The sequence below is a fragment of the Clostridium sp. AF19-22AC genome, assembly GCF_003479085.1.
Lineage (GTDB): Bacteria > Bacillota > Clostridia > Lachnospirales > Lachnospiraceae > Faecalicatena_A > Faecalicatena_A orotica.
The window spans coordinates 1-23,943 of sequence record NZ_QUGN01000011.1 but is presented as its reverse complement, the minus strand read 5'-3'; the positions used below and the strand labels follow the sequence as shown (position 1 = coordinate 23,943).

Sequence of the window (23,943 nt, the reverse complement as noted above, 5' to 3'; positions counted from 1 at the left end):
AATGAGATATAAACATTTTAAAAATGCAGATGTCAGAGTTTCCGTACTGGGACTGGGAAGCTGGGGGAATGGAGGGGCAGATGCACAGGGAAATAACTTCTACGGAAGATTTACAGAAGAAGACTGTCTGAAGGCGATGGATGTTCTGATTGGGGAAGGCGTTAATCTGATTGATACGGCCCCGGCTTATGGCTGGGGGAGTTCGGAAAGACTGGTCGGCGAAGGGGTAAAAGGAAAGAGAGATAAGGTATTGATTTCAACGAAATGCGGTCTGCTTCCTGACCCGGAAGAGGAGTGTATTAATTCGGCATCCTATCCGTCAGTAATCCGGCAGTGCGAAGAGTCTCTGAAAAACCTGCAGACAGACTACATAGACTTCTATTTTATACATGAACCGGATCGGGAAACACCTATAGAAGAGACAATGGGGGCTCTGGAAGAATTGAGGAGACAGGGGAAAATCAGATTCACCGGCCTGTCTAATTTTACAAAAGAGGAGACGGAAGAGGCGATGAAATACGGAAGGATTGACGTGATCCAGCCATCCTTTTCCCTTTTAAACCAGACAAATAAAGAGATGATTCTGTGGGCAAAAGAACAGGGCATTGACACCATGTCATACGGGACGCTGGGCGGAGGTATCCTGTCTGGTATTTACCGGCAGATACCGGAATTTGAAGAGAATGATATCCGGAATAATTTTTATTCTCTTTACTATAGGGAGCCGGTGTTTTCAAACATTATGAAGCTGCTGGAGACAATGGATGATATAGCGAAGACCCATAACCGGCCGGTGTCGCAGGTGGCGGTCAACTGGAGCACACAGCAGCCATATATAGGGACAGCCCTGATTGGGGCGCATAATGCAGGTAAGGCAAAACGAAATTGTGAGGCTTTCGAGTGGACGCTTACGGATGATGAGATCAGTAGAATTTCTCTGGAAGCGGAAAGGCTTGGGCTGACAATGCTGGAGCCGTCCTGGGATGAATAGGAGGGAATGGACTATGGAAAGCGTTTTTGATGCAGCTAAAATAAATCAGTCCCAGCCCGGAATATTACTTTTAAGCCACGGGCCTTATGCAAAGGCTCTCTTCGAGACAATGGAGCTGATTTATTCTGAAGTAGATAATGTGGCGGCTTTCTCGCTGGAAGAAGGAGATAATGTAGAAGAGTTTTATAAAAGTTTTGTAAAGGCGATGGAAAGTTATAAAAAAGGCTGTATCTGTCTGGTAGATCTGATGGGCGGAACACCCTGCAACCAGTTGAGAAAATACTCTCTGGTACAGAAGAAAGAGGTGTATGCGGTATTGGGAATGAACCTGCCTATGCTCTTAAGTGCGGTAGAATTAAGGCAGGAGACTGATTCCCTGGCGGATATGGCGAAACAGCTCGTTCTGGACGGACAGGAGGGTATCATGAACTTTAATGAGTAAGAGGAAGGGGCGTAAAGGAATGGCAAATATAGGATTAATCAGGATAGATTACCGACTGGTGCATGGACAGGTGGTAGTCAGGTGGAGCAAGGCGGTCCATCCGGACCGGATTGTAGTCATTGATGACGTGCTCTGTAAAGATGAGATGATGATGCTTGTATATAAAATGGCGGCGCCTAAGAATTATGAATTCAGTCTTCTCGGGACCTCAGACTTTATTGAAAAATGGAAGGCAGATACATTTCAGGATGAAACCCTGCTTGTACTGTTCCAGACAGTAGAGTCCTGCTATAAAGCATTCGAAGAGGGAATGCCGATGGACAAAGTACAGCTTGGAAACTGCCCGAAGGAACCAGGAAAAACAGATGTGTGCAAATATATTTTTCTAAGTGATGCAGAGGCCGGGATGCTGGAAAAAATGAAGGAGAGCGGTGTCACGATCTGCATGCAGAATGTGCCGGATGACAGAGAACTGAAGTATTCTGTAATTGAGAAAAAGATGAAGAAGTAGGGAGGGAATCTATATGACGTTGAAGCTCGCTATTATTTCCGGCATTATATATGGTTATGCCAATACGGAAATGTTCTATGTGCCGATGAATATATTCTGGCTGTGTGGTCTTGTACATGGCCTTATATTCGGCATTGTAACCGGTGATATTTCCACTGCTATGATTCTTGGCGGACAGATTACCCTCCTGACGATCAGCCAGGTGGCATCCGGCGGGGTAGAGCCGTCGGATATCTGCCTTGCCTCATGTATTACGATTCCTTTGGCACTGATTACAGGCATGGATGTTAAAACAGCCTTGCCGCTGTGTATCGCGGTGGGACTGATCGGCAATATGAATACCCCGTTTTTCTATTCAGTAAACAACTATATGGCCCATGTTGTGGATAAATATGTCGACAGAGGGGATATCAGGGGGATCAAAAGAATGACATGGCTGACTGCAGCCATTGATTTCGTAATCTCATTCCCATTTGCATTTATCGGTGTTTATTTTGGATCTACTGTTGTCATGGCACTTGTTGAGAAGATGCCGGAGTGGATTGTGAACGGGTTAAATGTAGCCGGTGGTATACTGCCTGCAATTGGTATTATGGTAACGCTGAAGGTGATTGACCGGCCAAAGATGATTCCTGTATTCCTGATGGGATATTTCATGGTTATACTATTCGGAGTTTCTGTAATCGGGGCGGCCATTATGGGCGGCTGTGTTGTAGCGATTATGTGGAATGTGTCTGCTTTCAGAACGGAAAAGCAGTAGAGAGGGTAGGTGGAAATATGGCTGAAAATCAAGAGAAAGAATCTGTCCTGACTAAGAAAGATATCAGAAAGGCTTATAATGGATGGCACCAGTGGGCAGAAGTAGGACACTCTTACGAGAGGATGCAGGGAATCGGCATGTGCCGCTCTCAGCTTCATATACTGGAAAAATTATATAAAGATAATCCGGAGGGACTGAAAAAAGCACTGAAAAGGCAGTCGGAACTATTTAATACAGAAGGCTGTATCGGGGCAACAGTTGTAGGGGCAACCGTGTCGATGGAAGAGACTATGGTTGAACTCCCCGAGGAAGAAAAAAACTCGATCATCACCAGTCTAAAGGTTGGCCTGATGGGACCGTTCGCGGGGCTGGGGGATTCTCTGAACTGGACGGTACTGAAGCCGATATTTCTTGGGATCGGCTGTGATCTGGCGATAAAAGGGAACCCTCTGGGTGCAGTCATTGCCATCATATTTGCAGTGCTGATGTATCTCGAGGGACGATATCTGTACCAGATGGGGTACAGGATGGGAAAGAGTGCATTTACAGCCATCTTAGGCGGAAATCTGATCAGTAAACTGACTACCATTTCCAGTATTCTGGGTATGTTTATGATGGGCGCCCTGGGAGCAAGTTATGTTTCTCTGGCGACTCCGATTGAGATTGTGATCGGAAACAATGATGCCATTGTACTGCAGGAGGCACTGGATTCTATCGTAGGCGGGATTCTGCCGCTGGGCGCGCTATTTTTGATCTATTTTATTATGAAGAAAACAAACAGGTATGGACTCATCTGTCTTTCTGTTATGGCAGTCAGTGTGGTGGGTTCATTCTTCGGAATCTTTTAAGAAGCGGCACCCTGATATATGACAGGAGGAAGAGATGGAATCATTTACCTATACGATTAAATGTGAAATAGGAATTCACGCGAGGCCGGCAGCAATGCTTGTGAAACAGACCCAGTCCTATACTTCGGAAGTTATCCTGTCAGCACAGGGGAAAAGGGCCAATGCTAAAAAGCTGCTGGCAGTATTGAAGTTAGGGGTTTCAAAGGAAGTAAAAGTAACGGTAACGCTGGAAGGTCCGGATGAGGCAAAAGAGGCACAGATACTGGAACAGTATTTTCAGAAGAATTTATAGATCAACAGGAGAGCCGGAATGGAAAAGTATGAAGGAAAGCTGGTAGTTCCCGGTGTCGCTGCCGGCACTGTATTTGTCTATTCGAAACAGAAACCGGATATCAGGCAGCAGGACGGCCAGGATAAGGCAGAAGAAATGAGGAGATTCCAGAATGCAAGAGTAAGGGCTGTTGAGCAGCTGAATCTCCTGTATGAAAAAGTCTCGGAGGAGATTGATCAGGATACAGCGGCCATTTTTGAAGTACAGGCTATGATACTGGAGGATGAAGACTATAATGATGCGGTTATACAGCTGATTCAGAAACAGGGGAAAAGGGCGGAATATGCGGTCGCGTTGACGGGAGATATGTTTTCCGGATTTTTTACTGGTATGAAGGATGAATATTTCCGGACAAAATCCATTGATATTATGGATGTGACAGAAAGACTGGAACATATTCTGACCGGAAAGGAAAAGCAGCAGATCCCTGAAAACGAGCCGGTCATACTGGCAGCGGAAGATATGGCACCGAGCGAATTAATACAGATTGAAAGAGAAAAACTGCTTGGCCTTGTGACGCGGTTCGGCTCGGCCAATTCCCACACGGCGATGATTGCAAGGGTACTGGAGCTGCCAATGATGATTCAGACAAAGATCAAGAAAAACTGGCATGGAGAGGAAGCCATTCTGGACTGCGAGGAGGAATGCCTTTATCTGCGGCCCGATGATGAAGTAAAAGAGATGGCGCTGAAGAAAATCAGGGACTCCCAGAAGCTGATCCGTACGATGAAAGGGAAGGCGACACTGACTCAGGAAGGAAAATCTGTACCGCTTTACAGCTGGATACAGGATAAGGCCGATATAAGCAGGGCCGGAAGATTTGAGGGTGAAGGTGTGGCTTTGTTTCGAAACTGGTATGCTCCGTTTACAGAGGCGTGTCTTTATGAGGCATATAAAAATCTGATGGGAACAAGGGCCTGGAGGAAACTGATCATCGGAGAGGATGGAGGGGAAGAATCTAAGGAACGACTGAAGATTCAAATGAAAGCCGCACTCAAAGTAAGTGCTTATGGAGCCTGTTCACTTGGTTTTTACCATGTGGCAACAATCAGCAGACTGGATGTCGTGAAAGGCTTGATAAAAGAAACAAAAGAGGAACTGGAGTCTGAGCGGATTCCATTCAAGGATATCCCGACAGGAATCTTGATTGAAACGGCTGGTGCGGGGATGATCAGTGACATACTTGCAGACAATGTAGATTTTATCGGTGTTTTTTTAAAAGAGCTGACAGAAAATATGCTGGCTGTACATCTTACAGATCAGGAATATCCGGAGGACACAGAAGGTTTTTATCCGTCTGTAATGAGGCTGCTTATGTTGATCTGCGGCAATACGAAAAAGGCGGGAGCCACATTTATTCTCTGTGGAAAAATCAGGAGGGATGGGACGCTGATACGAGAATTGATTACAGCCGGGATTGACGGTATTTGTGTTCCAGATTCCCAGATACTTTCTTTAAGGGAATGTATCAGTATGCTGTGAATTGTTATCCATTTTCAAAAGAAGAGACAGGTGTCAAGAAAAAATACTTGACACCTGTTTTACTTTTGTGTATGATAACTAAGGTGATGAATGTGAATGAGATTTTAGAACAGGCGTTGTTATACGATTTTTATGGTGAACTTCTCACAGATCACCAGAAAGACATTTACGAACAGTTTGTACTTGAGGATTTATCCTTGAGTGAGATTGCACAGGATGCAGGAATCAGCAGACAGGGTGTTCACGATCTGGTGAAGCGCTGCCAGAAGATTCTGGAAGGCTATGAAGTCAGGCTGCATCTGGTGGAAAAGTTCCTTTCGATTAAGGAAAAGGTTCATAAGATTAACGAAGTTCTCGATTCATATGAGAAGCAGGGAATGGAACCTGAAAAGATGGCTGAGAGAATCCGGAAGATTTCGGATACGATAATAGAGGAGTTATAGAATGGCATTTGACAGTTTAACTGAAAAGCTTCAGAACGTATTTAAGAACCTCCGCAGTAAAGGGCGGCTTACGGAAGATGATGTGAAGACAGCTCTCAAGGAAGTAAAGATGGCACTGCTGGAAGCGGATGTTAACTTTAAGGTCGTGAAGGGATTCATTAAGAGTGTGCAGGAACGTGCGGTCGGACAGGATGTCATGAACGGGCTGAATCCGGGGCAGATGGTGATCAAGATCGTGAATGAAGAGCTGGTCAATCTGATGGGGTCGGAGACGACTGAGATCCAGCTTCAGCCGGGAAGCGCGGTCACTGTGATTATGATGGCCGGCCTTCAGGGTGCAGGTAAGACGACCACGACGGCAAAGCTCGCCGGAAAGTTCAAGCTGAAGGGAAAGAAACCGCTGCTTGTCGCATGTGATGTATACAGACCTGCGGCAATCAAGCAGTTACAGATAAATGGAGAAAAGCAGGGCGTTGAAGTTTTCTCGATGGGAGATAAGAACAAGCCTGCGGACATTGCAAAGGCTGCGTTAGAGCATGCCAGGAAGAATAACAACAATATTGTGATTCTGGATACGGCCGGACGTCTTCATATTGATGAAGACATGATGGGAGAACTTCAGGAGATTAAGGAGGCAGTTACCGTGCATCAGACAATCCTTGTTGTGGATGCTATGACAGGACAGGATGCGGTGAATGTTGCCGGAAGTTTTAATGAGAAGATCGGAATCGACGGTGTGATCGTAACCAAGTTAGACGGTGATACCAGAGGTGGTGCGGCGCTTTCTATCAAAGCAGTGACCGGAAGACCGATTCTCTATGTAGGTATGGGTGAAAAACTTTCCGATTTGGAACAGTTTTATCCAGATAGAATGGCTTCCCGTATTTTAGGTATGGGAGATGTCCTGACCCTGATTGAAAAAGCAGGGGCTGAGATCGATGAAGAAAAAGCCAGACAGATGACGCAGAAGATGAAGAAGGCCCAGTTTGATTTTGATGATTATCTGGAGAGTATGAACCAGATGAAGAAGATGGGCGGTCTTTCAAGCATTATGGGAATGATGCCTGGACTCGGCGGCATGGGCGGCAAGATGCCCGACCTCGACAACGAGGAGAATGAAAAAAGGATGGCAAGGATGGAGGCCATGATCTATTCCATGACTCTGGAAGAGAGAAGGAATCCGGATCTTTTGAACCCATCCAGAAAGCACCGGATTGCGAAAGGCGCCGGAGTGGACATTGCGGAAGTCAACCGCATGGTCAAGCAGTTCAATGAAGCCAAGAAGATGATGAAGAAGCTTCCGGGCATGATGGGCGGCAGAGGTGGTAAGAAAGGCAAGTTTAAACTTCCTTTTTAACACATATATTACATAGCAGGCTGCATGGCAGTTTGCTAGCAGGTCCTTAAACAGGATCAGACAAAAAGAAAAAATATTAAGAAGAGGTGAAAGAAAATGGCAGTTAAAATCAGATTAAAAAGAATGGGACAGAAGAAGGCTCCTTTCTATAGAATCGTAGTTGCAGATTCAAGATCTCCTAGAGATGGAAAGTTTATCGAGGAAATCGGAACATATGATCCGAACCTGGAGCCAAGCGGAATCAAAGTTGATGAGGAAGCAGCTAAGAAGTGGTTAAACAACGGAGCTCAGCCTACAGAAGTAGTTGGAAAAATCTTAAAAGCAGCAGGTATTGAGAAATAAGCTGTTCCGCGGAGGTGGCTTAAATGAAAGAACTGGTTGAAGTAATTGCGAAAGCATTAGTAGACGATCCGGACAGCGTTGTTGTTTCTGAGAGACAGGACGGCAGAACTACGGTAATCGAGGTTCGTGTCGCTGACGGCGATATGGGCAAGGTTATCGGAAAGCAGGGACGCATTGCAAAAGCAATCCGCTCTGTGGTTAAGGCAGCTGCTGCCAAGGAAGATAAGAGAGTTGTTGTTGACATCGTGCAATAGCAAGAGAACGTAAGGGACAGCCTTCATGCATTATGAGCATCGAGTGACTGCCCCTTTCTTTTTCCTGCCGGACCGTTTTTTCCGGCAGAGATGGTAAATAGAGATACCGGCAGACAGATTCGTCCTGCCAAGGTACAGATATAGGAGACAGGTATGGAACAATACTTACAGGTAGGGATTATTTCATCTACTCATGGAATCCGGGGTGAAGTGAAGGTTTTCCCGACAACGGATGACCCGGCAAGATTTAAGGTGTTAAAAAATGTAATACTGGATACAGGAAAAGAGCAGATTCCGATGGAGATTCAGGGTGTGAAGTTTTTCAAGCAGTTTGTAATCGTAAAGTTCAAAGGAATTGATAACATAAATGATATTGAAAAATATAAAGGGAAGAGCCTTCTTGTAACACGCGAAAATGCTTCTCCACTGGAGGAAGATGAGTATTACATCGCTGATCTGATCGGGATGACGGTATTTACCGAAGACGGTGAGTTTGGCATGCTCAAAGATGTTATTGAGACCGGGGCAAATGAAGTCTATGTTGTGGATTCAAAGGAGCATGGGGAAGTGCTGATCCCTGCAATCCATGATTGTATACTGGATGTGAACGTGGAAGAACAGACTATGAAGGTACATCTGCTGGACGGACTGATATAGAGGAGCGAAAGAAACATGAATTTTCATATTTTAACCTTATTTCCGGATATGGTCATGGACGGACTGAACACAAGTATCATCGGACGTGCGGCAGGGAAAGGCCTTCTGTCTATTGAGGCCGTGAATATCCGGGATTATGCATTTAATAAGCACCAGAGTGTGGACGATTACCCTTATGGGGGCGGTGCGGGCATGCTGATGCAGGCGGAGCCGGTATACTTAGCCTACGAGGCGGTTGCCGGAAAGCTTGAAAAGGCTCCCAGAGTGGTATATCTTTCACCGCAGGGGCAGACATTTAACCAGCAGATGGCTGAGGAACTTGCACAGGAGGAGGAACTGGTCCTGCTGTGCGGACATTATGAAGGAATCGATGAGCGGGTGTTGGAAGAGATCGTGACGGACTACGTTTCGATCGGAGATTATGTGCTGACCGGCGGGGAGCTTCCGGCGATGGTTATGGTGGATGCGATCTCGAGACTCGTTCCCGGTGTTCTCCATAATGATGTATCCGCAGAGTTTGAATCCTTCCAGGATAATCTGCTGGAGTATCCGCAGTACTCTCGTCCAGAGGAATGGCATGGGAAGAAGGTGCCGGAAGTCCTGCTGTCGGGACATCATGCAAACATTGAAAAGTGGAGGCGGGAACAGTCTGTTCTGCGTACGAAAGAACGGCGTCCTGATTTACTGGAAAAATGTGAACTGACAGATGCGGAGAAAAGATTAATTGAAGATTACGAATCAGAAAAATAAAACAGCAGGGTAAGACGGATGCGATCCGGCTTGCCCTGCTGTTCTGTTATTCAGAAATTATAAATCATAATACTTTTCGAATTCCGCCGGATGCGGGATCTGTGAAATTTCAAGGCTTTCTTTCCGTTTGCGTTCCAGCCAGATCTGAATCAGCCTCTCGGGGAATACACCGCCGGCTGTCAGATAATCATGGTCAGCCTCCAGAGCGTCCAATGCCTCATCCAGTGTCTTTGGAAGCGACTGGATCTTTGCCTTTTCTTCCTCAGGAAGTTCATATAAGTTACAGTCATAAGGTCCCCAGCCGTTTACTGACGGGTCAATCTTGTTCTTGATGCCGTCCAGTCCGGCCATCAGGATTGCCGCATAAGCGTAATAAGGATTCGCCGTCGCGTCCGGGTTCCTGAGCTCGAAGCGTTTTGCCTTCGGAGACTTAGCGTAGGCCGGAATACGGATGACCGCACTCCGGTTAGAGGTTGCATACCCAATTGTGACAGGGGCCTCATATCCCGGGACAAGCCTCTTAAAGGAGTTTGTGGATGGGTTGGTCAGTGCACACAGAGAAGCAACATGCTTCAGCAGTCCCCCGATGAAATAATGTGCTGTTTTACTTAAACCGGAGTATCCGTTTTCGTCATAGAATACCGGTTCGCCGTCCTTCATAAGGAGCATATGTACATGCATCCCATTCCCAGCCTCCCCGTAGATCGGCTTAGGCATAAATGTTGCGGTCTTGCCCTCTTTTACAGCGGCATTCTGGATGATATACTTGATAATCATAGTCTTATCGGCCATATCAACCATATCGCCGAGTTCCACTTCGATCTCCATCTGTCCGGAACCGCCGACTTCGTGGTGATGGTATTTGACATCGACTCCCCAGTCCTGCATGTACATACACATCTTACTTCTTAGGCTGTAGGCGATATCGTGCGGCGCTGCAATATGGTATCCGCCCCCTTTAGGCACCTGGAAACCTGCATTTTGGGGCCCTTCGATCCCGCTGTTCCAGGATGCCTGTCTGGTATCTACGGTAAAGGACGTTTTCTGAGGTTCCACCATGTAGCTTACGTTGTCAAATAAATGAAATTCGAATTCGGGTCCGATCAGCATCTCATCTGCGATGCCCTCCGACTTCATATACTCAACCGCCCGCAGGCTGACGTTTCTCGGATACTGGTCAAACGGTGTATTCTCCCTGCCGATCACACATACATTGCCACACATGGTCAATGTAGGAATTTCAGTGAACGGATCGACAACCGCAGTCTCCGGGTCCGGGATAAAGACCATATCACTCTTTTCGACCGGAGCATACCCGTAATTAGATCCGTCAAATCCAATGCCATATACAAAAATATCATCGTTGAACCTCTCCACTGGGATCGTAATATGACGCCATCTCCCGTCTAAGTCTGTCATCTTGAAATCAATCATCCTGATTCCATTCTCACTGCATACCTTTCTGATATCCGTGCTGTTTAACATGCTATCCCTCCAATTAATACGTTATTTTTTATGTGCCGTACCTTAGGTTGTTAGTATCATTCTAACATAGGAAGAACATAAAAAGGAAGAGGTTATAAAACTAAAACAGATGCTCAAACAGATGCTTACTGCTTATTGAGAGAAAGGTACTCATTGACGTTATCAAGGAGCGGCTGCAGGCTGTCCTGTCTTTTCATCAATACAGAGAGGTACAGGGTATCCAGCAGGCACAATGCAGGCACACGCTTAGCCAGCACCTCATCCATTACCTCATAAGAAAAAGATGCTGTCAGTAAAAGGATGTCAGAGTGCTTTGCCAGCGGGGCACCGGGGAAATTGGTAATTGTAATGACAGGGATGCCATGTTCCCGTGCCACCTTAGCCAGATTGCAGACATTACGTGTCTTCCCGGAATGTGAGATACAGATAAGTGCATCTTCCGGAGTCATCTGGGAGAGTGCGATCAGCTGGGAATCGAAGTCAGAAGATGCTGTTGTCTGATAGCCGATGCGCATGAACTTCTGTGCAGCTGAAGCGGCGATAAAATGTGCATCTCCTGAAGCGGCAAATACAAGCCGCCCTGACCCGGTGAGCTGGTCGATTGCCCGGGACAGCGCTTCATAGTCGATGGACTGCAGGGAATCCTGAAGATATAGTACACAGGAATTGAAGACACTGGATGCGATTGTCTCAAGACCGTCTGATGCTGAGATGCCGATATAATGGAAGATATCTTCATATTCTTTCGCACGGATGCTGGCTCGTAATTCAGGGTATCCAGTATATCCAAGACGGCGCGCCAGACGCACAAGGGTGGCCTCGCTGCAGCCGCTCCGTTCAGCAACCTCGCTGATAGTCAGAGTAGCTACATCAGAAGGGTTACTCAGACAAAAATCAGCGGCTTTTCGTTCTGCTGATTTCAGATTGTCATAAATAAAATGAAATTTAATGAGACAAGCGTGTGATATTTCTTTGCTTTCTTTATTGGTTGGCCTGTTTTTGGTAATCAAATCTTTCCGCCTCCACAGTTAATTTTACCTTTGCGTGAGTTCTTGTAAGGTTAAGTGCATTCTACCATATATTGGGGGAAATGACAATGTGGTATTGGCATAAATCTGAAGAAAATGAACCGGGTGAAAATGTATGGTGGCAGAATAAACAGAATTTGAACCCTGATTTTGTACAAAATGTAGAAAATGCTTTCATTTTCACTTTTTATAAATAAAAATGAAAATATGTATTGAAAAGTAAAAATCCATGTGCTATGATTTGCCTAACAGGAGAAAAGGTTTCGAATAAAAAAGAAAGCAAAACCTGTACAAAATAATAAAAAAGAAAAGGAGGATATTATGAAAGTAAAAAGAGAGGATATTGTAGAACTGAACCATGTTTTAGAATCTGGGAAAGAGAATTTCCCCTTTGAATCTTCTTATCGTGATGTGGTAGAACTGGATCCGAACGGAAATGCCCGTGCGCATGCAAAAGATGTGTGGTACATAGAGAGTGAAGTAAAAATGCATTCTCATGTCGGTACACATGTGGAGGTACCTTTCCATCATAAATTTGACGGGCCGGACTGCGCACAGTATCCTGTTGAACGTTTGGTGGGTGAAGCGTTTGTCATGGATTGTACAGGGAAAAAAGCCGGGGAATTCATTACTCTGGAAGAGATCAAAAGATATGAAGATCAGCTTGAGCCGGGCGACATGATACTTTTTTACACCGGATTTGATAAAAAATTCCATGATCCGGACTGGGAACCTTTTCCACATGTAGAGAAAGAAGCGATCCTCTGGCTTCTGGAAAAATTTAATCCGCCGGTTATTGGTACGGATGCGTCAGGTATCGAGGTGCCTGATGATGACCGCCAGCCAAACCACACAAATTGTTTTGAAAATAATACGGCAATCATCGAATCACTTACAAATCTGGAGTCAGTAAAAGAGGAGCGGGTAACCTTATTTGTTCTGCCATTACGGATGAAACGGGTTGATTCATGTGCTGCCAGAGTGATTGCAATCAGGGGTATCTGATGAAAGAAAGTGGAGGGAAAAAGGTATGAAGAGAAAAATAATTGCATGGATCATAACGGGACTCATGGTTTTGTCATTGGCAGCGTGCGGAAATTCGTCATCTGATGAACCAAAAGAAGCGGATAAGTCAACAGAAGATACAGCAGACGGTGAAAAGACGGACGGATATACGATTGGCTGTGTCATCATTAATGATGCTAATACACATTGTATTGCTTTTGCCGAGAAGTTTAAAGAGATTGTAGAGTCAAAAGGTGATACGGCAATTGTGCTGGCTGCAAATGATGATTCTGAGACGCTCCTTCAATGTATTGACGACCTGATGGCAGCGGGTGTGGACGGTATTGTCATGGAATCCCCAAATGCAACTGCGCCGGTAGAGGCGTTGAGGGAAGCAGCAGGGAAGGGTGTTGTAATCTCCGCGGCTGATGTACTGCTTGATATTGAAGAGAGCGAAGGCGTCCTTGTATCTCAGACGGTATCTGATAATTACGGTGCAGGCGTGCTCTGTGCAGAGGACTTTATTAAAAGGCTGGATGGCAAAGACGGTACGGTCTGCCATATGATTTATGAGGAAAATGAGGCTGTAACGACACGTGTGCAGGGATTCCTTGATACAATAGCAAAACATGACAATATCACTGTTCTGGAAGGAACACAGCCGACGCCTGTAACACAGGAGGCAGAGATGGCGGTTGCAGAATCCTGGGCGGCAAAATACGATGAGATTTCCTGTGTGTTTGGAGGCGGAGGTCCCATTTCCATCGCATTTATGCGTGGCCTTGAATCAGCAGGCGTAGACTGCGGGCCGGACGGCGGATGCCTGATATATGGCGTGGATGGTTCTCAGGATGAATATGCTTGTATCGTGGACGGAGACTATACAGGAACAGCGCGTCAGCAGCCGGATGAACTGGCAAGGATTGCGACGGAGGATGTTTATACTGTCCTTGGCGGCGGGAAGATCGACCATGACTGGCTGACCTATGTAGACGTTATTTATGTAGATGCTTCTAATGTGGATGATTACTACGAGAAATAGGCGGCATGTAAAGAGCGCACAGCAGCAGTGTTAGTGCGCTCTTATATTAGAAGACTCACGAATGAAAAGGATGGGCTTATGGAAGAAATCATTTTAAGGATGAAAGACATTACAAAATCCTTTCCCGGAGTAAAGGCTTTGAAGGGAGTCAGCATGGAACTGCGTAAAGGGGAGGTTCATGCGCTGCTGGGAGAGAATGGGGCTGGGAAATCCACATTGATCAAATGCCTTGGCGGAATCTATCCGATCGACAGCGGCAGTATTGAGCTCGATGGACGAAAAGTGGATATCAGGACACCGGGCGAATCCATGAAGCTGGGAATTAGTGTAATACATCAGGAATTGGTGCTGGCAGAACAACTGACAGTGGCCGATAACATCTTTATGGGAATGGAACCGGCGAACAGGGCTGGGTTCATTGATAAGAAGAAAATATTCGGGGAATGTGAAGAAATCCTTCAGTCTCTGAATGCAGGTTTTCATGCCTATAACCGGGTGTTTACACTGAGTACGGCCCAAAAGCAGATGCTGGAGATTGCAAAGGCGATTAATAAGCAGGTCCGCATACTGGTGATGGATGAGCCCACTGCATCTGTGTCACAAAAAGAAGTCGATAAGATTTTGGATCTGGTACGCAGGCTGAAAAGCAGGGGGATTACAATCGTGTACATTTCACACCGTATGGATGAAATTTTCCAGATAGCAGACCGGATTACAGTACTCAGGGATGGCAGCAATGTGGCAACTGCTGAGGCAGAAAGCATTACACAGGATGAACTTGTACATATGATGGTCGGATACGATCTGGAACAGTATTTTGCCAGAAGCAGCCGGAAAATCGGTGAAGTGGTTATGAAGGGAGAGGGGCTTACCCGGAGTGACGGAAAAGTAAAGGATGCCAGTTTCGAACTGCGTAAGGGTGAGATTATCGGGTTCGCCGGACTTGTGGGTTCGGGCAGGACGGAACTGGTGGAGATGCTGTCAGGGATTGTTCCGCCCGGAGCAGGAAAGCTGGAACTGTCCGGCAGAAAAGTGTTTTTCAGGAATCCCAGACAGGCTCTGGATGCAGGGATATGCCTTGTGCCTGAGGACCGGAAGCACGAAGGGCTCATTCTCCGCAATAATGTACGGTTTAATCTGAGCATAGGGATTCTGCCCCATTTTATCCGGTGGAATTATCTGGGGGTAAACAGGCGGAAGGAAGAGGAGATTGCTCAGAAATATATTGATAAATTAGCAATCAAAGTATCAGGACAGCAACAGCTTGCAATCAATCTTTCGGGAGGCAACCAGCAGAAAATCGTGCTTGGGAAATGGCTGGCCGCATCGAAGGATATTATTATCCTCGATGAACCGACCAGAGGGATTGATGTCGGCGCAAAGGCAGAAATCTATGCATTGATGGATGAGCTTACGAATCAGGGAAAAAGCATCATCATGGTGTCATCGGAACTGCCTGAGGTAATCAATATGAGTGACCAGATATATGTAATGCGTGAAGGGAGCATCTGTAAAGTATACAGGGACAGGAGCAGCTTTGATCAGCAGGAGATTCTGAGATATATGCTGGGTCTGCAGTGAATGGAGGGAATGTCATGAAAGAAAAAGAAAAATTACCCGGCAGCCGGCAGCGGAATGTCGTGGATGCCTTAAAGATAAACGGAGGCGTACTGGCTGCTTTTGTACTGATCTTTATCATAAGTTCATTATTAAATTCCAGATTTTTAACTGTTAACAATATGATGACCGTTTTGCGGACGAATGCATGCACGGCTCTCTGTGCATTTGGCATGACATATGTAATACTGACCGGAAATATTGATCTTTCCGTCGGATCATTCATGACATTATGCGGGTGCCTGACGAGTATTCTGATCGAACAGGCCGGGATGCATACCTTTCTGGCGATAGGGTTATCATTAATTGTGGCGCTGATATTCGGGGCCATAAACGGAATCCTGATTACAAAGATGAGAATCCCCGCATTCATCGCCACACTGGCGTCTATGAATGTACTTCGGGGGGCCTGTTATGTGATGACGAACGGGAAGCCTGTTGTATTTTCAAAGGGCCTGTTCACCAGCATAGGCGGAGGGTATCTGGGAATATTTCCACTGCCTGCAGTCTATATGGTTATTGCTTTCGTTATTCTCTGGATTGTACTGAACCAGACCAAATTTGGAAGACGGATTTATGCAGTGGGTGGTAATCAGATGGCTGCCCGTTATTCAGGTGTGAATACTGACCGTACAATCATTCAGGTCTATATGATTTCAGGATTTATGTCGGCGTTCTCAGGGATCCTCCTGATATCGAGACTCGGATCCGGACAGCCGGTAATCGGCGAGGGTGCTGAATTGGATGCAATTGCGTCCTGTGTTGTAGGTGGCGTTTCTATGACAGGTGGGAGCGGTACTTTATTTGGAACACTCATAGGCTGTCTGATGATGGGAGTAATCAGTAACATATTGAATCTGGCAGGTGTCAATTCTTATATGCAGCTGATCGTTAAAGGTATCATCATTGTTTTGTCTGTATATATTGATATTCTGCGGATGAGCCTTGCTACAAGAAACAAGAATTAGTACAGGAGGCGTTTGTATGAATGACAAAGAGATACTTTGTGAGATAGACAGGTGTATCAGTATGGAAGCGGATGCCCTGCAGAAATTGACGGAACTGCCAAACGACGATGGGGTTTTACAGACAGTACATGCAATCAAAGAATGTAAAGGGAAGATTGTTCTGTCCGGCTGCGGGACATCGGCTATGGCTGCCAGAAAAATTGCCCATTCCTTAAACTGTGTGGACAGACCGGCTCTGTTTCTTGTGCCATCGGACGCGGTGCATGGCGGACTCGGTGTACTTGCTCAGGAGGACCTGCTGATTTTAATCAGCAAAGGCGGAAATACGCAGGAATTAGTCCGGCTTATACCGGCGTGCAGGAAAAGGGGCGCGGTACTGATCAGCGTTTCGGAGAATCCGGAATCCATACTGGCCAGAGAAGCGGATATTTATCTTCAAATTAAGGTTGAGCGGGAACCCTGCAGATTTAACATGCTGGCTACGGCAAGTACGCTGGCCGTGATATCTACGTTTGATGCTATTTGTATCGCGATGATGCAGCTCAGAGGTTATACGAGAGAACAATTTGCAGTGATCCACCCGGGCGGTGCCGTGGGGGACAGACTGCTTGGAAAGGCTGGGGATGTGAAATGAAAGGAATCATGAATGCGGCAGTGTTTAAAGATATTGGACACATGGAAATTGAGAAAAGACCCATCCCGGACTGCCCAGCAGATGGTGTTCTGATCAAGATATATGCCTGTGGGATCTGCGGAAGCGACGTGAGGAATTTTCATAACGGGCTTAAAGACGGCATCCGGGACCAGATTATGGGGCATGAAATAGCGGGGGAAGTCGTGGAGACCGGAGAGCAGGCCGAGGTTTTCCATACGGGACAGAGGGTGGCGCTTGCACCGGATGTGAGCTGCGGCAGCTGCTGGTATTGCAAACGGGGGCTTGTGAATCTTTGTGAACACCATAAGATGCTGGGGACGCATTACCCGGGCGGCTATGCGCAATATATAGCGCTCCCCGGTGAGGTGCTTAAGCGGGGGTTCGTGGAACTGATACCGGAAGGTATGAGTTATGAGCATGCTGCTTTTGCAGAAACCTGTTCTGCCGTTCTTGCCTGTCAGGAGAGGAACCAGGTATCATTGGGGGAAACGGTAGTCATCATAGGGGACGGTCCCGTGGGATGCCTGCATTGTGAGGTGGCACGTTCCAGAGGGGCGGCGCAGATTATTATGATTGGAAGAGACAAGCTTGATATGGCGGCGTCTTTTCAGCCGGACCTGCTTCTTGACGGGGCAAGATGTTCGGAAGAACTGGTTGATGAAGTACGATCTAGGACTGGAAACAGGGGAGCGGATATTGTCATCTGTGCGGTTCCTTCAGTCATGGTTCATCAGGAGGCGCTGGAAATGGTGCGTAAGCGCGGCAGAGTAGTGATTTACGGAGGGGTGCCGAAACATAATGAGATCAGCAGCCTGAATTCAAACCTCATACACTATGGGGAAATCACACTGACAGGAGCTTTTTCATATCCGGCTTCCGGGCTGTATGACGCACTGTCGGCACTTGAAAACGGGCATATACATGCAGAAAAATATATCAATGCAAAGGTGTCGCTTTATGATGTAGTGAAGGGAATGGACATGATCACAAAAGGACAGGCACTCAAAGTTATGATAGACCCGTGGCTGGAGCCATAGGGAGGATCAGCGGGATAGAAAGGAGAGAAATATGTACGAGATAGACAGCAAGCTGCTGGAACTGGAAGCAAAAGGGACTCCTGTCCATGTCAGCCTGATTGGCTGCGGCCAGATGGGAAAGGATATTGTGGCACAGATTAGTAAAATGAAGGGGATTTCATGTGATATTGTAGTGGATATTGATCCTGCAATTGCAGTGGATGGCTATCAGCAGGCAGGTTATCAGGCAGGGGACATTGTAGTGACAGATGACCTGAAAGCTGCTGAGAAAGCGGTCTCAGAAGGAAAAAAGGTCGCGTCTGCGGATTACCGGATGGCTGTTGCGGCATGCCAGACACAGGTAGTGATTGATGCGACGGGTTCCCCGGAGATGGGGGCAAGAGTTACGATGGAATGCATTTTTTATAAAAGGCATATTGTGATGATGAACGTAGAATGCGATGTTACAGTCGGACCTATTTTGCGCAAGCTGTGTGATCAGGCCGGGATTGTCTATTCACTGACAGCCGGGGACGAGCCGGGATCTATCTGTGAAATATACCGTTTTGCGAAGGCTTTGGGATTCAAGGTAGTGGCAGCAGGGAAGGGCAAGAATAATCCGCTGGATTTTTATGCAAATCCGGGAATGAGGGAGTGGGCCGATAAGGCGGCCGCACGCAAAATGGCGCCAAGGATGCTGATTGAGTTTGTTGATGGTTCCAAGACCATGATTGAAATGTGCGCGGTATCGAATGCAACGGGACTTGTGCCTGATATCCGGGGAATGCATTGTGCAAAATGTAATGTTAAGGATCTGACGAAGGTATTCAGTCTTAAAAGCCAGGGCGGGATACTGGAAAAAGAGGGCGTGGTAGATTTCGCGATTGGTGATATAGCGCCCGGTATCTTTGTTGTTGTCACAACAGATAACCAGAGGATCATTGATGGCCTGGTACAAAGAGACATGGGGGATGGTCCAAATTACCTCTTATACCGGCCTTACCATCTGTGTTCCATTGAGACACCGATAACAGCGGTGCAGGAGGCAGTATATGGAGAATCTACAGGACAACCGATGGACCACCTGACCAGTGAATGTATTACAATAGCGAAGAAAAATCTGAAGGCGGGAGAAGTACTGGATGCGATTGGTGAGTACTGCTACCGTGCCAGCATAGAACTGGCGGATGTGGCAAGACGGGGGAATATGCTGCCGGTTGGACTTGCAAAGGGCGCAAGGATGAAGGTGGATGTCCAAAAAGATGAAGTGATCACATATGATATGGTGGAACTGAATGAAACATCAGTACTGCTGCAGCTTCGCAGGATGCAGGACCAGTTGTTGTGCGGTGCTGCCGTGCAGGCACAATAAAGGGGGGACTCATGTGGACAGAGCTTATCTGTTAGGGCTTGATGTAGGGACGACGGGATGCAAGACAGTAGTATTTGATCAGGAGGGCAGAGAACTAGGACGCGGTTACAGAGAGTACCCGGTGTTCTGCAAGGAACCTTTTCAGGCAGAGCAGAATCCGGATGCGGTATTCAGTCTGCTTATAGAGAGTATGCAGGAGGCTGTAAAAAATGCGGAAATTCAGAATGCCGCCGCAGTCAGTCTGAGTGTTCAGGGGGATGCAGTGATACCGGTAGATAAGTCCTATGAAGTACTGCACCCGGCGGTGCTGGGAATGGACTACAGGCCGGAGAAACAGTGTGAAAAATACCGGGAGGAATTTGACGAGCGGCAGTTATATGAAGTAACAGGGCAGCCGCTGCATCCGATTAACATGATGGCCAAAATCATGTGGTTTCTGGATGAGAGACCGGAAATCTCAGAAAAGGCATGGAGATTCATTACGTATGAAGAATTTATCTTTCAAAGACTGGGCGGAGAACCAGTGCTGGATCTGACAATGGCAAGCCGCTCGATGGGATATAGTCTGGAAGAAGGAAAATGGTCGGGGCAAATACTAGAGAACATGGGGATTTCAGAGAGTCTGCTCTCACCTCTTGTCAAATCAGGAGATGTCATAGGAAAGCTATCGTCACAATTGGCAGACAGGATCGGTCTGAATAACAGGCCGCTGCTAGTGGCGGGCTGCCATGACCAGCCTGCAGGCGCTTTAGGGGCGGGCGTAATTGATACCCGGATGGCATTAGACAGTACGGGCACGGCAGAAGTACTGTCGGTCACCTTTCCAGAGCCGATCTTAAGCCAGAGTATGCGTGACAGTTTTTATTCCTGTTATGTGCATGCTGTACCGGGGCAGTATTTCTCCTTTGCACACATGCAGACAGGCGGAATTCTGCAGCAATGGTACAGGGACCAGTTTGGATACCGGGAACTGGAGGAGGCTGGGCATTTGAATATGGATTTCTATACATATGCACAGAGTAAATGTCCTGATGGCCCTTCCTCGATATTAGTGCTGCCACATTTTAACGGCAGCGGGACACCTTTGTGTGATATGGAAAGCAAAGGTGCTATTGTGGGATTAACGCTTTCAAGCACCCGGCATGATATATTGAAGGGGATTCTGGACAGTTTATGTTTTGAACTGAAGTTCAATATAGAAACGATGGAGAAGTCAGGGATTCTGATCCAAGGCCTGCGGGCCACAGGCGGAGGAGCACGTTCACCCCTGTGGCTCCAGACGAAGGCGGATGTTACCGGACTGACGGTCGAGACACTGGAATGCAAGGAAGCAGGCTGCTTAGGCAGCGCTGTTCTGGCTGCTGTCGGGGCAGGAATATACGATACCATTGAACAGGCAGTAAAACAGATGGTAAGGCCGGGCATAAGCTACCGGCCGAGGGAAGAACAGTCGGGCAGGTATCAGGAGCAGTATCAGTTGTATAAAAGCCTTTATGGATGCCTGAAACCTGTTTTTCATAAAATGTAACATAACGAGGGAAGAGGGGCAAATAGTAAATGGGGAATCCGATGCTGCATGATTAAGCTGCGGTATCGGGTTTTTCTGTGTCTTTCAATTTTCACCTTTCATTTTTCAATCGGCAGTTCGCCGGTTTACCCAATTAATTACTTATTTAGAACCGCAGAAAAAAATAAAAACACTACATTTTGAAGGTATTTCTGTCTTTTACATATCTGTATTTCATGATATGATAATAATAAATCAGAAGAACTTAAAGACGGGACGCAGATGAACATGGAAATGCAGGTCAAATACTTTGAATACTGGGATGAACCCGCCTTGTTCTACTTAAGTAAGATGTTTAACAGCCAGATCCGTAAAGGTGAGTCCTATGAAAAGCTGCAGAAGTGTATCCATGTAAGTATTTTAGACTTCATCCATTTTCCGAATGACAACAAGTGTTACCGCAGGATTCATTTCCGGGATGATCAGACATCACAACTGTATTCCGATAAAATGGAACTTCAGATACTGGAGCTGAAAAAACTGCCTCCTGAGGTTAAGACCGGAGAAGATGTTCTTGCATGGATGAGGTTCTTCAGCAGCAAAAACAAGGAGGAATTTCAGAATATGGCTAAAACTAACGAATATTTCGATGAAGCATACAATACATTACTCAATCTGAGTGCTGACGAGCAGAAACGGCTGGAATACGAGGCCAGGGAAAAGGCATTGAAGGATTATAATACCCAGATCAGCAGCGCTGAAAAGAGAGGAATTAAAGCTGGGGAAGAGATTGGGTTACGCAGGGGTAAGGAGTTGGGAGAACAGGAAGGTGAACGCCGTACCCGTCAGATATTCAAGTTATACATGCAGGGTAAATCACTGGAAGAAATTGCTGATCTCTGCAATATCGGTATAGACAGAGTGAAACAAATATTGGAGATTTAAAAATAGTAGAAGAAAGTCTATTTTATGTTAATATAGAAGAAGGCTAAAATTACGACTGGAAAGAAGCGTATTTATTTTATGAAAAAGGCATATTTATTCAGAGGATTCTTCTATCTTTTAGGGCTGCTTGTTCTTGCTCTAGGCATTACATTAAACACAAAAACAGGTCTCGGGGTATCTCCGATCATATCTGTTTCCTACAGCATTTCTACTATATGGAACTTGAATTTCGGAAATATGACACTTGTGCTGTATGCATTATTTGTCGTGTTTGAGATGATTCTGCATGTGATCAGAAACAGGAAATATTCGATAAAGGAAGGTGCTGTTCTGGAACATGCAAATCAAGTGAATCTGAAATTAGTGCTTTTTATGGATGTGCTGCAGTTTCCTCTGAGTCTTATATTTACAAGGTTTTTGAATATATTTTCAGGCTGGCTGCCCGATCTTCAGAAAACATATGGTGGCAGCTTTGTGGGAAGTTTTGCAGGAAGGGGTCTGTTTTTGGTCCTCGCAATTATCCTGACCGGGGCGGGTGCAGCCATGTCATTGAATATGAGGGTAATCCCGAATCCGGGGGACGGGATCGTGCAGGCGATTGCAGATTGTACTGGAAAGGGTGTGGGATTCACAAAGAACTGTTTTGACGTGGTGAACATTTCTATAACGATCACAGTTGGACTTGTGTTCGCGGGAAAGCTGGTCGGAATAGGTCTCGGCACTGTGCTGGCGGTAATCGGTGTCGGAAGGGTAATTGCAGTGTTCAATCACCTTTATATGGAAAGAATGGATGAACTGGCAGGGATTGGTTGAAACAAATAGAAGAAATAAATACCCTTTAAATAGTAAATTCTGCTTGAATCTTCGATGAAAGTATGGTAAAATACAACAGTTGTGAAATGAAAAGCGATGGTCCTCTGATGCGCAAAAGGTCCGACAGACACCAGATAAGTCTGCTGATAGGCATTAAGAACGTCTAAATATTAAGGAGGTCACACAATGAATGATATTATCAGAAAAATCGAAGCAGAGCAGTTAAAGGAAAATGCACCGGAATTTAATGTTGGTGATACTGTAAAAGTATACGCTAAAATTAAAGAGGGTAACCGTGAAAGAATTCAGGTTTTTGAAGGAACAGTCCTGAAGAAACAGGGTGGAAGCACAAGAGCTACTTTCACAGTTAGAAAGAATTCTAACGGTATCGGTGTTGAGAAGACTTGGCCGTTACACTCACCAAACGTTGAAAAGGTAGAAGTAATCAGAAGAGGTAAAGTAAGAAGAGCTAAACTGAACTACTTAAGAGACCGTGTTGGTAAGAGAGCTAAGGTAAAAGAATTAGTAAAATAGTAACATTGAGAGGGACAAGTACAACATGTATATTGTCCCTTTTATCTTTTAAGAAGGTATAAATGTAATTATGAGGAAAATATATGCAGGATTTGAATTTTCGTAAGAGGCGCCGGAAGCAGGCAAGAAAAAAACAGAAAATGAAAAAGCAGGGGCTCAGGTTTGAGACCGGCAAGCCGCAGCTGCGTTTCCGTAAGGAAAAGACTAAGGCTCAGCGGCAGAAAGCGGCTGCAGTCGTGAACTGGACGGTTCAGATTGCAATTACCTGTATGATTGCTTTCGTGCTTGTATGGTTTTTTGGACAGCGTGTCAGCAATGCTGGGGATTCGATGAAACCTGTTCTGCAGAACGGGGATGTTGTTCTGGTGAACCGGCTGATCTATAATGCCAGTAAACCAAAGCGGGGGGATATCATTGCATTTAAGCCCAACGGAAATGAGAATACCCATTATTCCATCAAAAGAGTTGTAGGGCTTCCGGGTGAGACGGTGCAGATTAAGGACGGGAGCGTCTATATCAACGGCACCGAGACACTGGAACATATTTTCGCAGAGGATATCGAGGAAGCAGGCATCGCGGAAGAGCCTGTTATATTGGACGGGACAGAATATTTTGTCCTGGGAGATAATCATTTAAGCAGTGATGACAGCCGTATGGCTGATATCGGGAATGTTAAGAGAAGTGAGATATATGGCAAGGTCTGGTTCGTAGCAAGTTTTGGATCAGATTTCGGCTTCGTGAAGAGATAAAGTCCAGCTAATAAATGTCAATAGTTAAATGAAAAAATT

General features: G+C 46.1%; 26 protein-coding genes and 1 pseudogene. 25 read left to right on the top strand and 2 right to left on the bottom strand.

Going from position 1 to position 23,943, the window contains the following annotated elements:
- The first annotated feature begins 1 nt into the window (after position 1).
- The 13 genes from DWX43_RS13615 (at position 2) to trmD (ending at position 9,168) form a co-directional block, all read left to right on the top strand.
- Positions 2–991 carry an aldo/keto reductase gene (locus DWX43_RS13615; RefSeq protein ID WP_118620661.1) on the top strand — a complete coding sequence of 330 codons (990 nt, stop codon included), beginning with the start codon at positions 2–4 and terminating at the stop codon, positions 989–991.
- A 13-nt stretch (positions 992–1,004) separates the two neighbouring features.
- Positions 1,005–1,433, top strand: coding sequence for a hypothetical protein (locus DWX43_RS13610; RefSeq protein ID WP_181368742.1), 429 nt, complete (start codon positions 1,005–1,007; stop codon positions 1,431–1,433).
- Positions 1,434–1,452: 19 nt separating this feature from the next.
- Entirely contained in the window at positions 1,453–1,944 is a 492-nt protein-coding gene (locus DWX43_RS13605) for a PTS sugar transporter subunit IIB (RefSeq protein ID WP_109732017.1), read from the top strand.
- A gap of 13 nt (positions 1,945–1,957) precedes the next feature.
- The gene (locus DWX43_RS13600) at positions 1,958–2,704 is read left to right on the top strand and encodes a PTS sugar transporter subunit IIC (RefSeq protein ID WP_109732018.1); all 747 of its coding nucleotides are present in this window, start codon (positions 1,958–1,960) and stop codon (positions 2,702–2,704) included.
- A gap of 17 nt (positions 2,705–2,721) precedes the next feature.
- The gene (locus tag DWX43_RS13595; protein WP_118620659.1) at positions 2,722–3,552 is read left to right on the top strand and encodes a PTS system mannose/fructose/sorbose family transporter subunit IID; all 831 of its coding nucleotides are present in this window, start codon (positions 2,722–2,724) and stop codon (positions 3,550–3,552) included.
- 34 nt (positions 3,553–3,586) lie between these two features.
- On the top strand, positions 3,587–3,844 hold the full coding sequence (locus DWX43_RS13590; protein ID WP_109732020.1) for an HPr family phosphocarrier protein: 258 nt from the start codon (positions 3,587–3,589) through the stop codon (positions 3,842–3,844).
- Between the two features lie 18 nt (positions 3,845–3,862).
- Positions 3,863–5,365 (top strand): phosphoenolpyruvate-utilizing N-terminal domain-containing protein, encoded by a 1,503-nt coding sequence (locus DWX43_RS13585; RefSeq protein WP_118620658.1) that lies wholly within the window; start codon positions 3,863–3,865, stop codon positions 5,363–5,365.
- Positions 5,366–5,457: 92 nt separating this feature from the next.
- The gene (ylxM, locus tag DWX43_RS13580; protein WP_330405380.1) at positions 5,458–5,808 is read left to right on the top strand and encodes a YlxM family DNA-binding protein; all 351 of its coding nucleotides are present in this window, start codon (positions 5,458–5,460) and stop codon (positions 5,806–5,808) included.
- A 1-nt stretch (position 5,809) separates the two neighbouring features.
- Entirely contained in the window at positions 5,810–7,165 is a 1,356-nt protein-coding gene (gene ffh, locus DWX43_RS13575) for a signal recognition particle protein (protein WP_109732022.1), read from the top strand.
- Positions 7,166–7,261: 96 nt separating this feature from the next.
- Positions 7,262–7,507 carry a 30S ribosomal protein S16 gene (rpsP, locus tag DWX43_RS13570; protein WP_009003357.1) on the top strand — a complete coding sequence of 82 codons (246 nt, stop codon included), beginning with the start codon at positions 7,262–7,264 and terminating at the stop codon, positions 7,505–7,507.
- A gap of 23 nt (positions 7,508–7,530) precedes the next feature.
- On the top strand, positions 7,531–7,761 hold the full coding sequence (locus DWX43_RS13565; RefSeq protein WP_009003358.1) for a KH domain-containing protein: 231 nt from the start codon (positions 7,531–7,533) through the stop codon (positions 7,759–7,761).
- Between the two features lie 153 nt (positions 7,762–7,914).
- A complete protein-coding gene (gene rimM, locus DWX43_RS13560; protein WP_118620657.1) occupies positions 7,915–8,418 on the top strand; it encodes a ribosome maturation factor RimM in 504 nt (167 codons plus the stop codon).
- A 15-nt stretch (positions 8,419–8,433) separates the two neighbouring features.
- Entirely contained in the window at positions 8,434–9,168 is a 735-nt protein-coding gene (trmD, locus tag DWX43_RS13555) for a tRNA (guanosine(37)-N1)-methyltransferase TrmD (protein WP_118620656.1), read from the top strand.
- A 57-nt stretch (positions 9,169–9,225) separates the two neighbouring features.
- Here the strand turns inward: trmD and glnA are convergent, their stop codons facing one another.
- A complete protein-coding gene (gene glnA, locus DWX43_RS13550) occupies positions 9,226–10,653 on the bottom strand; it encodes a type I glutamate--ammonia ligase (RefSeq protein ID WP_118620655.1) in 1,428 nt (475 codons plus the stop codon).
- Positions 10,654–10,778: 125 nt separating this feature from the next.
- Entirely contained in the window at positions 10,779–11,663 is an 885-nt protein-coding gene (locus DWX43_RS13545) for a MurR/RpiR family transcriptional regulator (protein WP_109732026.1), read from the bottom strand.
- Between the two features lie 339 nt (positions 11,664–12,002).
- Between DWX43_RS13545 and DWX43_RS13540 the strand changes: the two genes are divergently transcribed.
- The 12 genes and pseudogenes from DWX43_RS13540 to lepB all read left to right on the top strand — a co-directional run bounded on the left by DWX43_RS13540 (position 12,003) and on the right by lepB (position 23,904).
- Positions 12,003–12,686 (top strand): cyclase family protein, encoded by a 684-nt coding sequence (locus tag DWX43_RS13540; protein WP_109732027.1) that lies wholly within the window; start codon positions 12,003–12,005, stop codon positions 12,684–12,686.
- Positions 12,687–12,711: 25 nt separating this feature from the next.
- Positions 12,712–13,728 carry a substrate-binding domain-containing protein gene (locus DWX43_RS13535; RefSeq protein ID WP_109732028.1) on the top strand — a complete coding sequence of 339 codons (1,017 nt, stop codon included), beginning with the start codon at positions 12,712–12,714 and terminating at the stop codon, positions 13,726–13,728.
- A gap of 78 nt (positions 13,729–13,806) precedes the next feature.
- Positions 13,807–15,309, top strand: a complete 1,503-nt coding sequence (locus DWX43_RS13530) for a sugar ABC transporter ATP-binding protein (RefSeq protein WP_118620654.1) — start codon at positions 13,807–13,809, stop codon at positions 15,307–15,309.
- Between the two features lie 14 nt (positions 15,310–15,323).
- The gene (locus DWX43_RS13525) at positions 15,324–16,313 is read left to right on the top strand and encodes an ABC transporter permease (protein WP_118620653.1); all 990 of its coding nucleotides are present in this window, start codon (positions 15,324–15,326) and stop codon (positions 16,311–16,313) included.
- Positions 16,314–16,329: 16 nt separating this feature from the next.
- Complete coding sequence (locus DWX43_RS13520) at positions 16,330–16,947, top strand: SIS domain-containing protein (RefSeq protein ID WP_109732031.1); 618 nt, start codon at positions 16,330–16,332, stop codon at positions 16,945–16,947.
- The gene (locus tag DWX43_RS13515; RefSeq protein ID WP_118620652.1) at positions 16,944–18,005 is read left to right on the top strand and encodes an alcohol dehydrogenase catalytic domain-containing protein; all 1,062 of its coding nucleotides are present in this window, start codon (positions 16,944–16,946) and stop codon (positions 18,003–18,005) included. Before DWX43_RS13520 ends, DWX43_RS13515 begins: the two co-directional genes overlap by 4 nt.
- A gap of 31 nt (positions 18,006–18,036) precedes the next feature.
- Entirely contained in the window at positions 18,037–19,356 is a 1,320-nt protein-coding gene (locus tag DWX43_RS13510; protein ID WP_118620651.1) for an NAD(P)-dependent oxidoreductase, read from the top strand.
- Between the two features lie 13 nt (positions 19,357–19,369).
- Positions 19,370–20,884 (top strand): FGGY-family carbohydrate kinase, encoded by a 1,515-nt coding sequence (locus DWX43_RS13505; protein ID WP_182440693.1) that lies wholly within the window; start codon positions 19,370–19,372, stop codon positions 20,882–20,884.
- 252 nt (positions 20,885–21,136) lie between these two features.
- Positions 21,137–21,808: pseudogene (locus DWX43_RS13500) on the top strand (Rpn family recombination-promoting nuclease/putative transposase); the annotation flags it as partial.
- 78 nt (positions 21,809–21,886) lie between these two features.
- Positions 21,887–22,621, top strand: coding sequence for a DUF6198 family protein (locus DWX43_RS13495; RefSeq protein ID WP_118620648.1), 735 nt, complete (start codon positions 21,887–21,889; stop codon positions 22,619–22,621).
- A 186-nt stretch (positions 22,622–22,807) separates the two neighbouring features.
- Entirely contained in the window at positions 22,808–23,155 is a 348-nt protein-coding gene (gene rplS / locus DWX43_RS13490) for a 50S ribosomal protein L19 (protein WP_109732038.1), read from the top strand.
- Positions 23,156–23,238: 83 nt separating this feature from the next.
- The gene (gene lepB / locus DWX43_RS13485; RefSeq protein WP_118620647.1) at positions 23,239–23,904 is read left to right on the top strand and encodes a signal peptidase I; all 666 of its coding nucleotides are present in this window, start codon (positions 23,239–23,241) and stop codon (positions 23,902–23,904) included.
- The last annotated feature ends 39 nt before the right edge of the window (positions 23,905–23,943 follow it).

Coding starts and splice junctions, on each gene's coding strand:
- DWX43_RS13615 (WP_118620661.1), top strand. CDS start 2: ATGAGATATAAACATTTTAAAAATGCAGATGTCAGAGTTTCCGTACTG.
- DWX43_RS13610 (WP_181368742.1), top strand. CDS start 1,005: ATGGAAAGCGTTTTTGATGCAGCTAAAATAAATCAGTCCCAGCCCGGA.
- DWX43_RS13605 (WP_109732017.1), top strand. CDS start 1,453: ATGGCAAATATAGGATTAATCAGGATAGATTACCGACTGGTGCATGGA.
- DWX43_RS13600 (WP_109732018.1), top strand. CDS start 1,958: ATGACGTTGAAGCTCGCTATTATTTCCGGCATTATATATGGTTATGCC.
- DWX43_RS13595 (WP_118620659.1), top strand. CDS start 2,722: ATGGCTGAAAATCAAGAGAAAGAATCTGTCCTGACTAAGAAAGATATC.
- DWX43_RS13590 (WP_109732020.1), top strand. CDS start 3,587: ATGGAATCATTTACCTATACGATTAAATGTGAAATAGGAATTCACGCG.
- DWX43_RS13585 (WP_118620658.1), top strand. CDS start 3,863: ATGGAAAAGTATGAAGGAAAGCTGGTAGTTCCCGGTGTCGCTGCCGGC.
- ffh (WP_109732022.1), top strand. CDS start 5,810: ATGGCATTTGACAGTTTAACTGAAAAGCTTCAGAACGTATTTAAGAAC.
- rpsP (WP_009003357.1), top strand. CDS start 7,262: ATGGCAGTTAAAATCAGATTAAAAAGAATGGGACAGAAGAAGGCTCCT.
- DWX43_RS13565 (WP_009003358.1), top strand. CDS start 7,531: ATGAAAGAACTGGTTGAAGTAATTGCGAAAGCATTAGTAGACGATCCG.
- rimM (WP_118620657.1), top strand. CDS start 7,915: ATGGAACAATACTTACAGGTAGGGATTATTTCATCTACTCATGGAATC.
- trmD (WP_118620656.1), top strand. CDS start 8,434: ATGAATTTTCATATTTTAACCTTATTTCCGGATATGGTCATGGACGGA.
- glnA (WP_118620655.1), bottom strand. CDS start 10,653: ATGTTAAACAGCACGGATATCAGAAAGGTATGCAGTGAGAATGGAATC.
- DWX43_RS13540 (WP_109732027.1), top strand. CDS start 12,003: ATGAAAGTAAAAAGAGAGGATATTGTAGAACTGAACCATGTTTTAGAA.
- DWX43_RS13535 (WP_109732028.1), top strand. CDS start 12,712: ATGAAGAGAAAAATAATTGCATGGATCATAACGGGACTCATGGTTTTG.
- DWX43_RS13530 (WP_118620654.1), top strand. CDS start 13,807: ATGGAAGAAATCATTTTAAGGATGAAAGACATTACAAAATCCTTTCCC.
- DWX43_RS13525 (WP_118620653.1), top strand. CDS start 15,324: ATGAAAGAAAAAGAAAAATTACCCGGCAGCCGGCAGCGGAATGTCGTG.
- DWX43_RS13520 (WP_109732031.1), top strand. CDS start 16,330: ATGAATGACAAAGAGATACTTTGTGAGATAGACAGGTGTATCAGTATG.
- DWX43_RS13515 (WP_118620652.1), top strand. CDS start 16,944: ATGAAAGGAATCATGAATGCGGCAGTGTTTAAAGATATTGGACACATG.
- DWX43_RS13510 (WP_118620651.1), top strand. CDS start 18,037: ATGTACGAGATAGACAGCAAGCTGCTGGAACTGGAAGCAAAAGGGACT.
- DWX43_RS13495 (WP_118620648.1), top strand. CDS start 21,887: ATGAAAAAGGCATATTTATTCAGAGGATTCTTCTATCTTTTAGGGCTG.
- rplS (WP_109732038.1), top strand. CDS start 22,808: ATGAATGATATTATCAGAAAAATCGAAGCAGAGCAGTTAAAGGAAAAT.
- lepB (WP_118620647.1), top strand. CDS start 23,239: ATGCAGGATTTGAATTTTCGTAAGAGGCGCCGGAAGCAGGCAAGAAAA.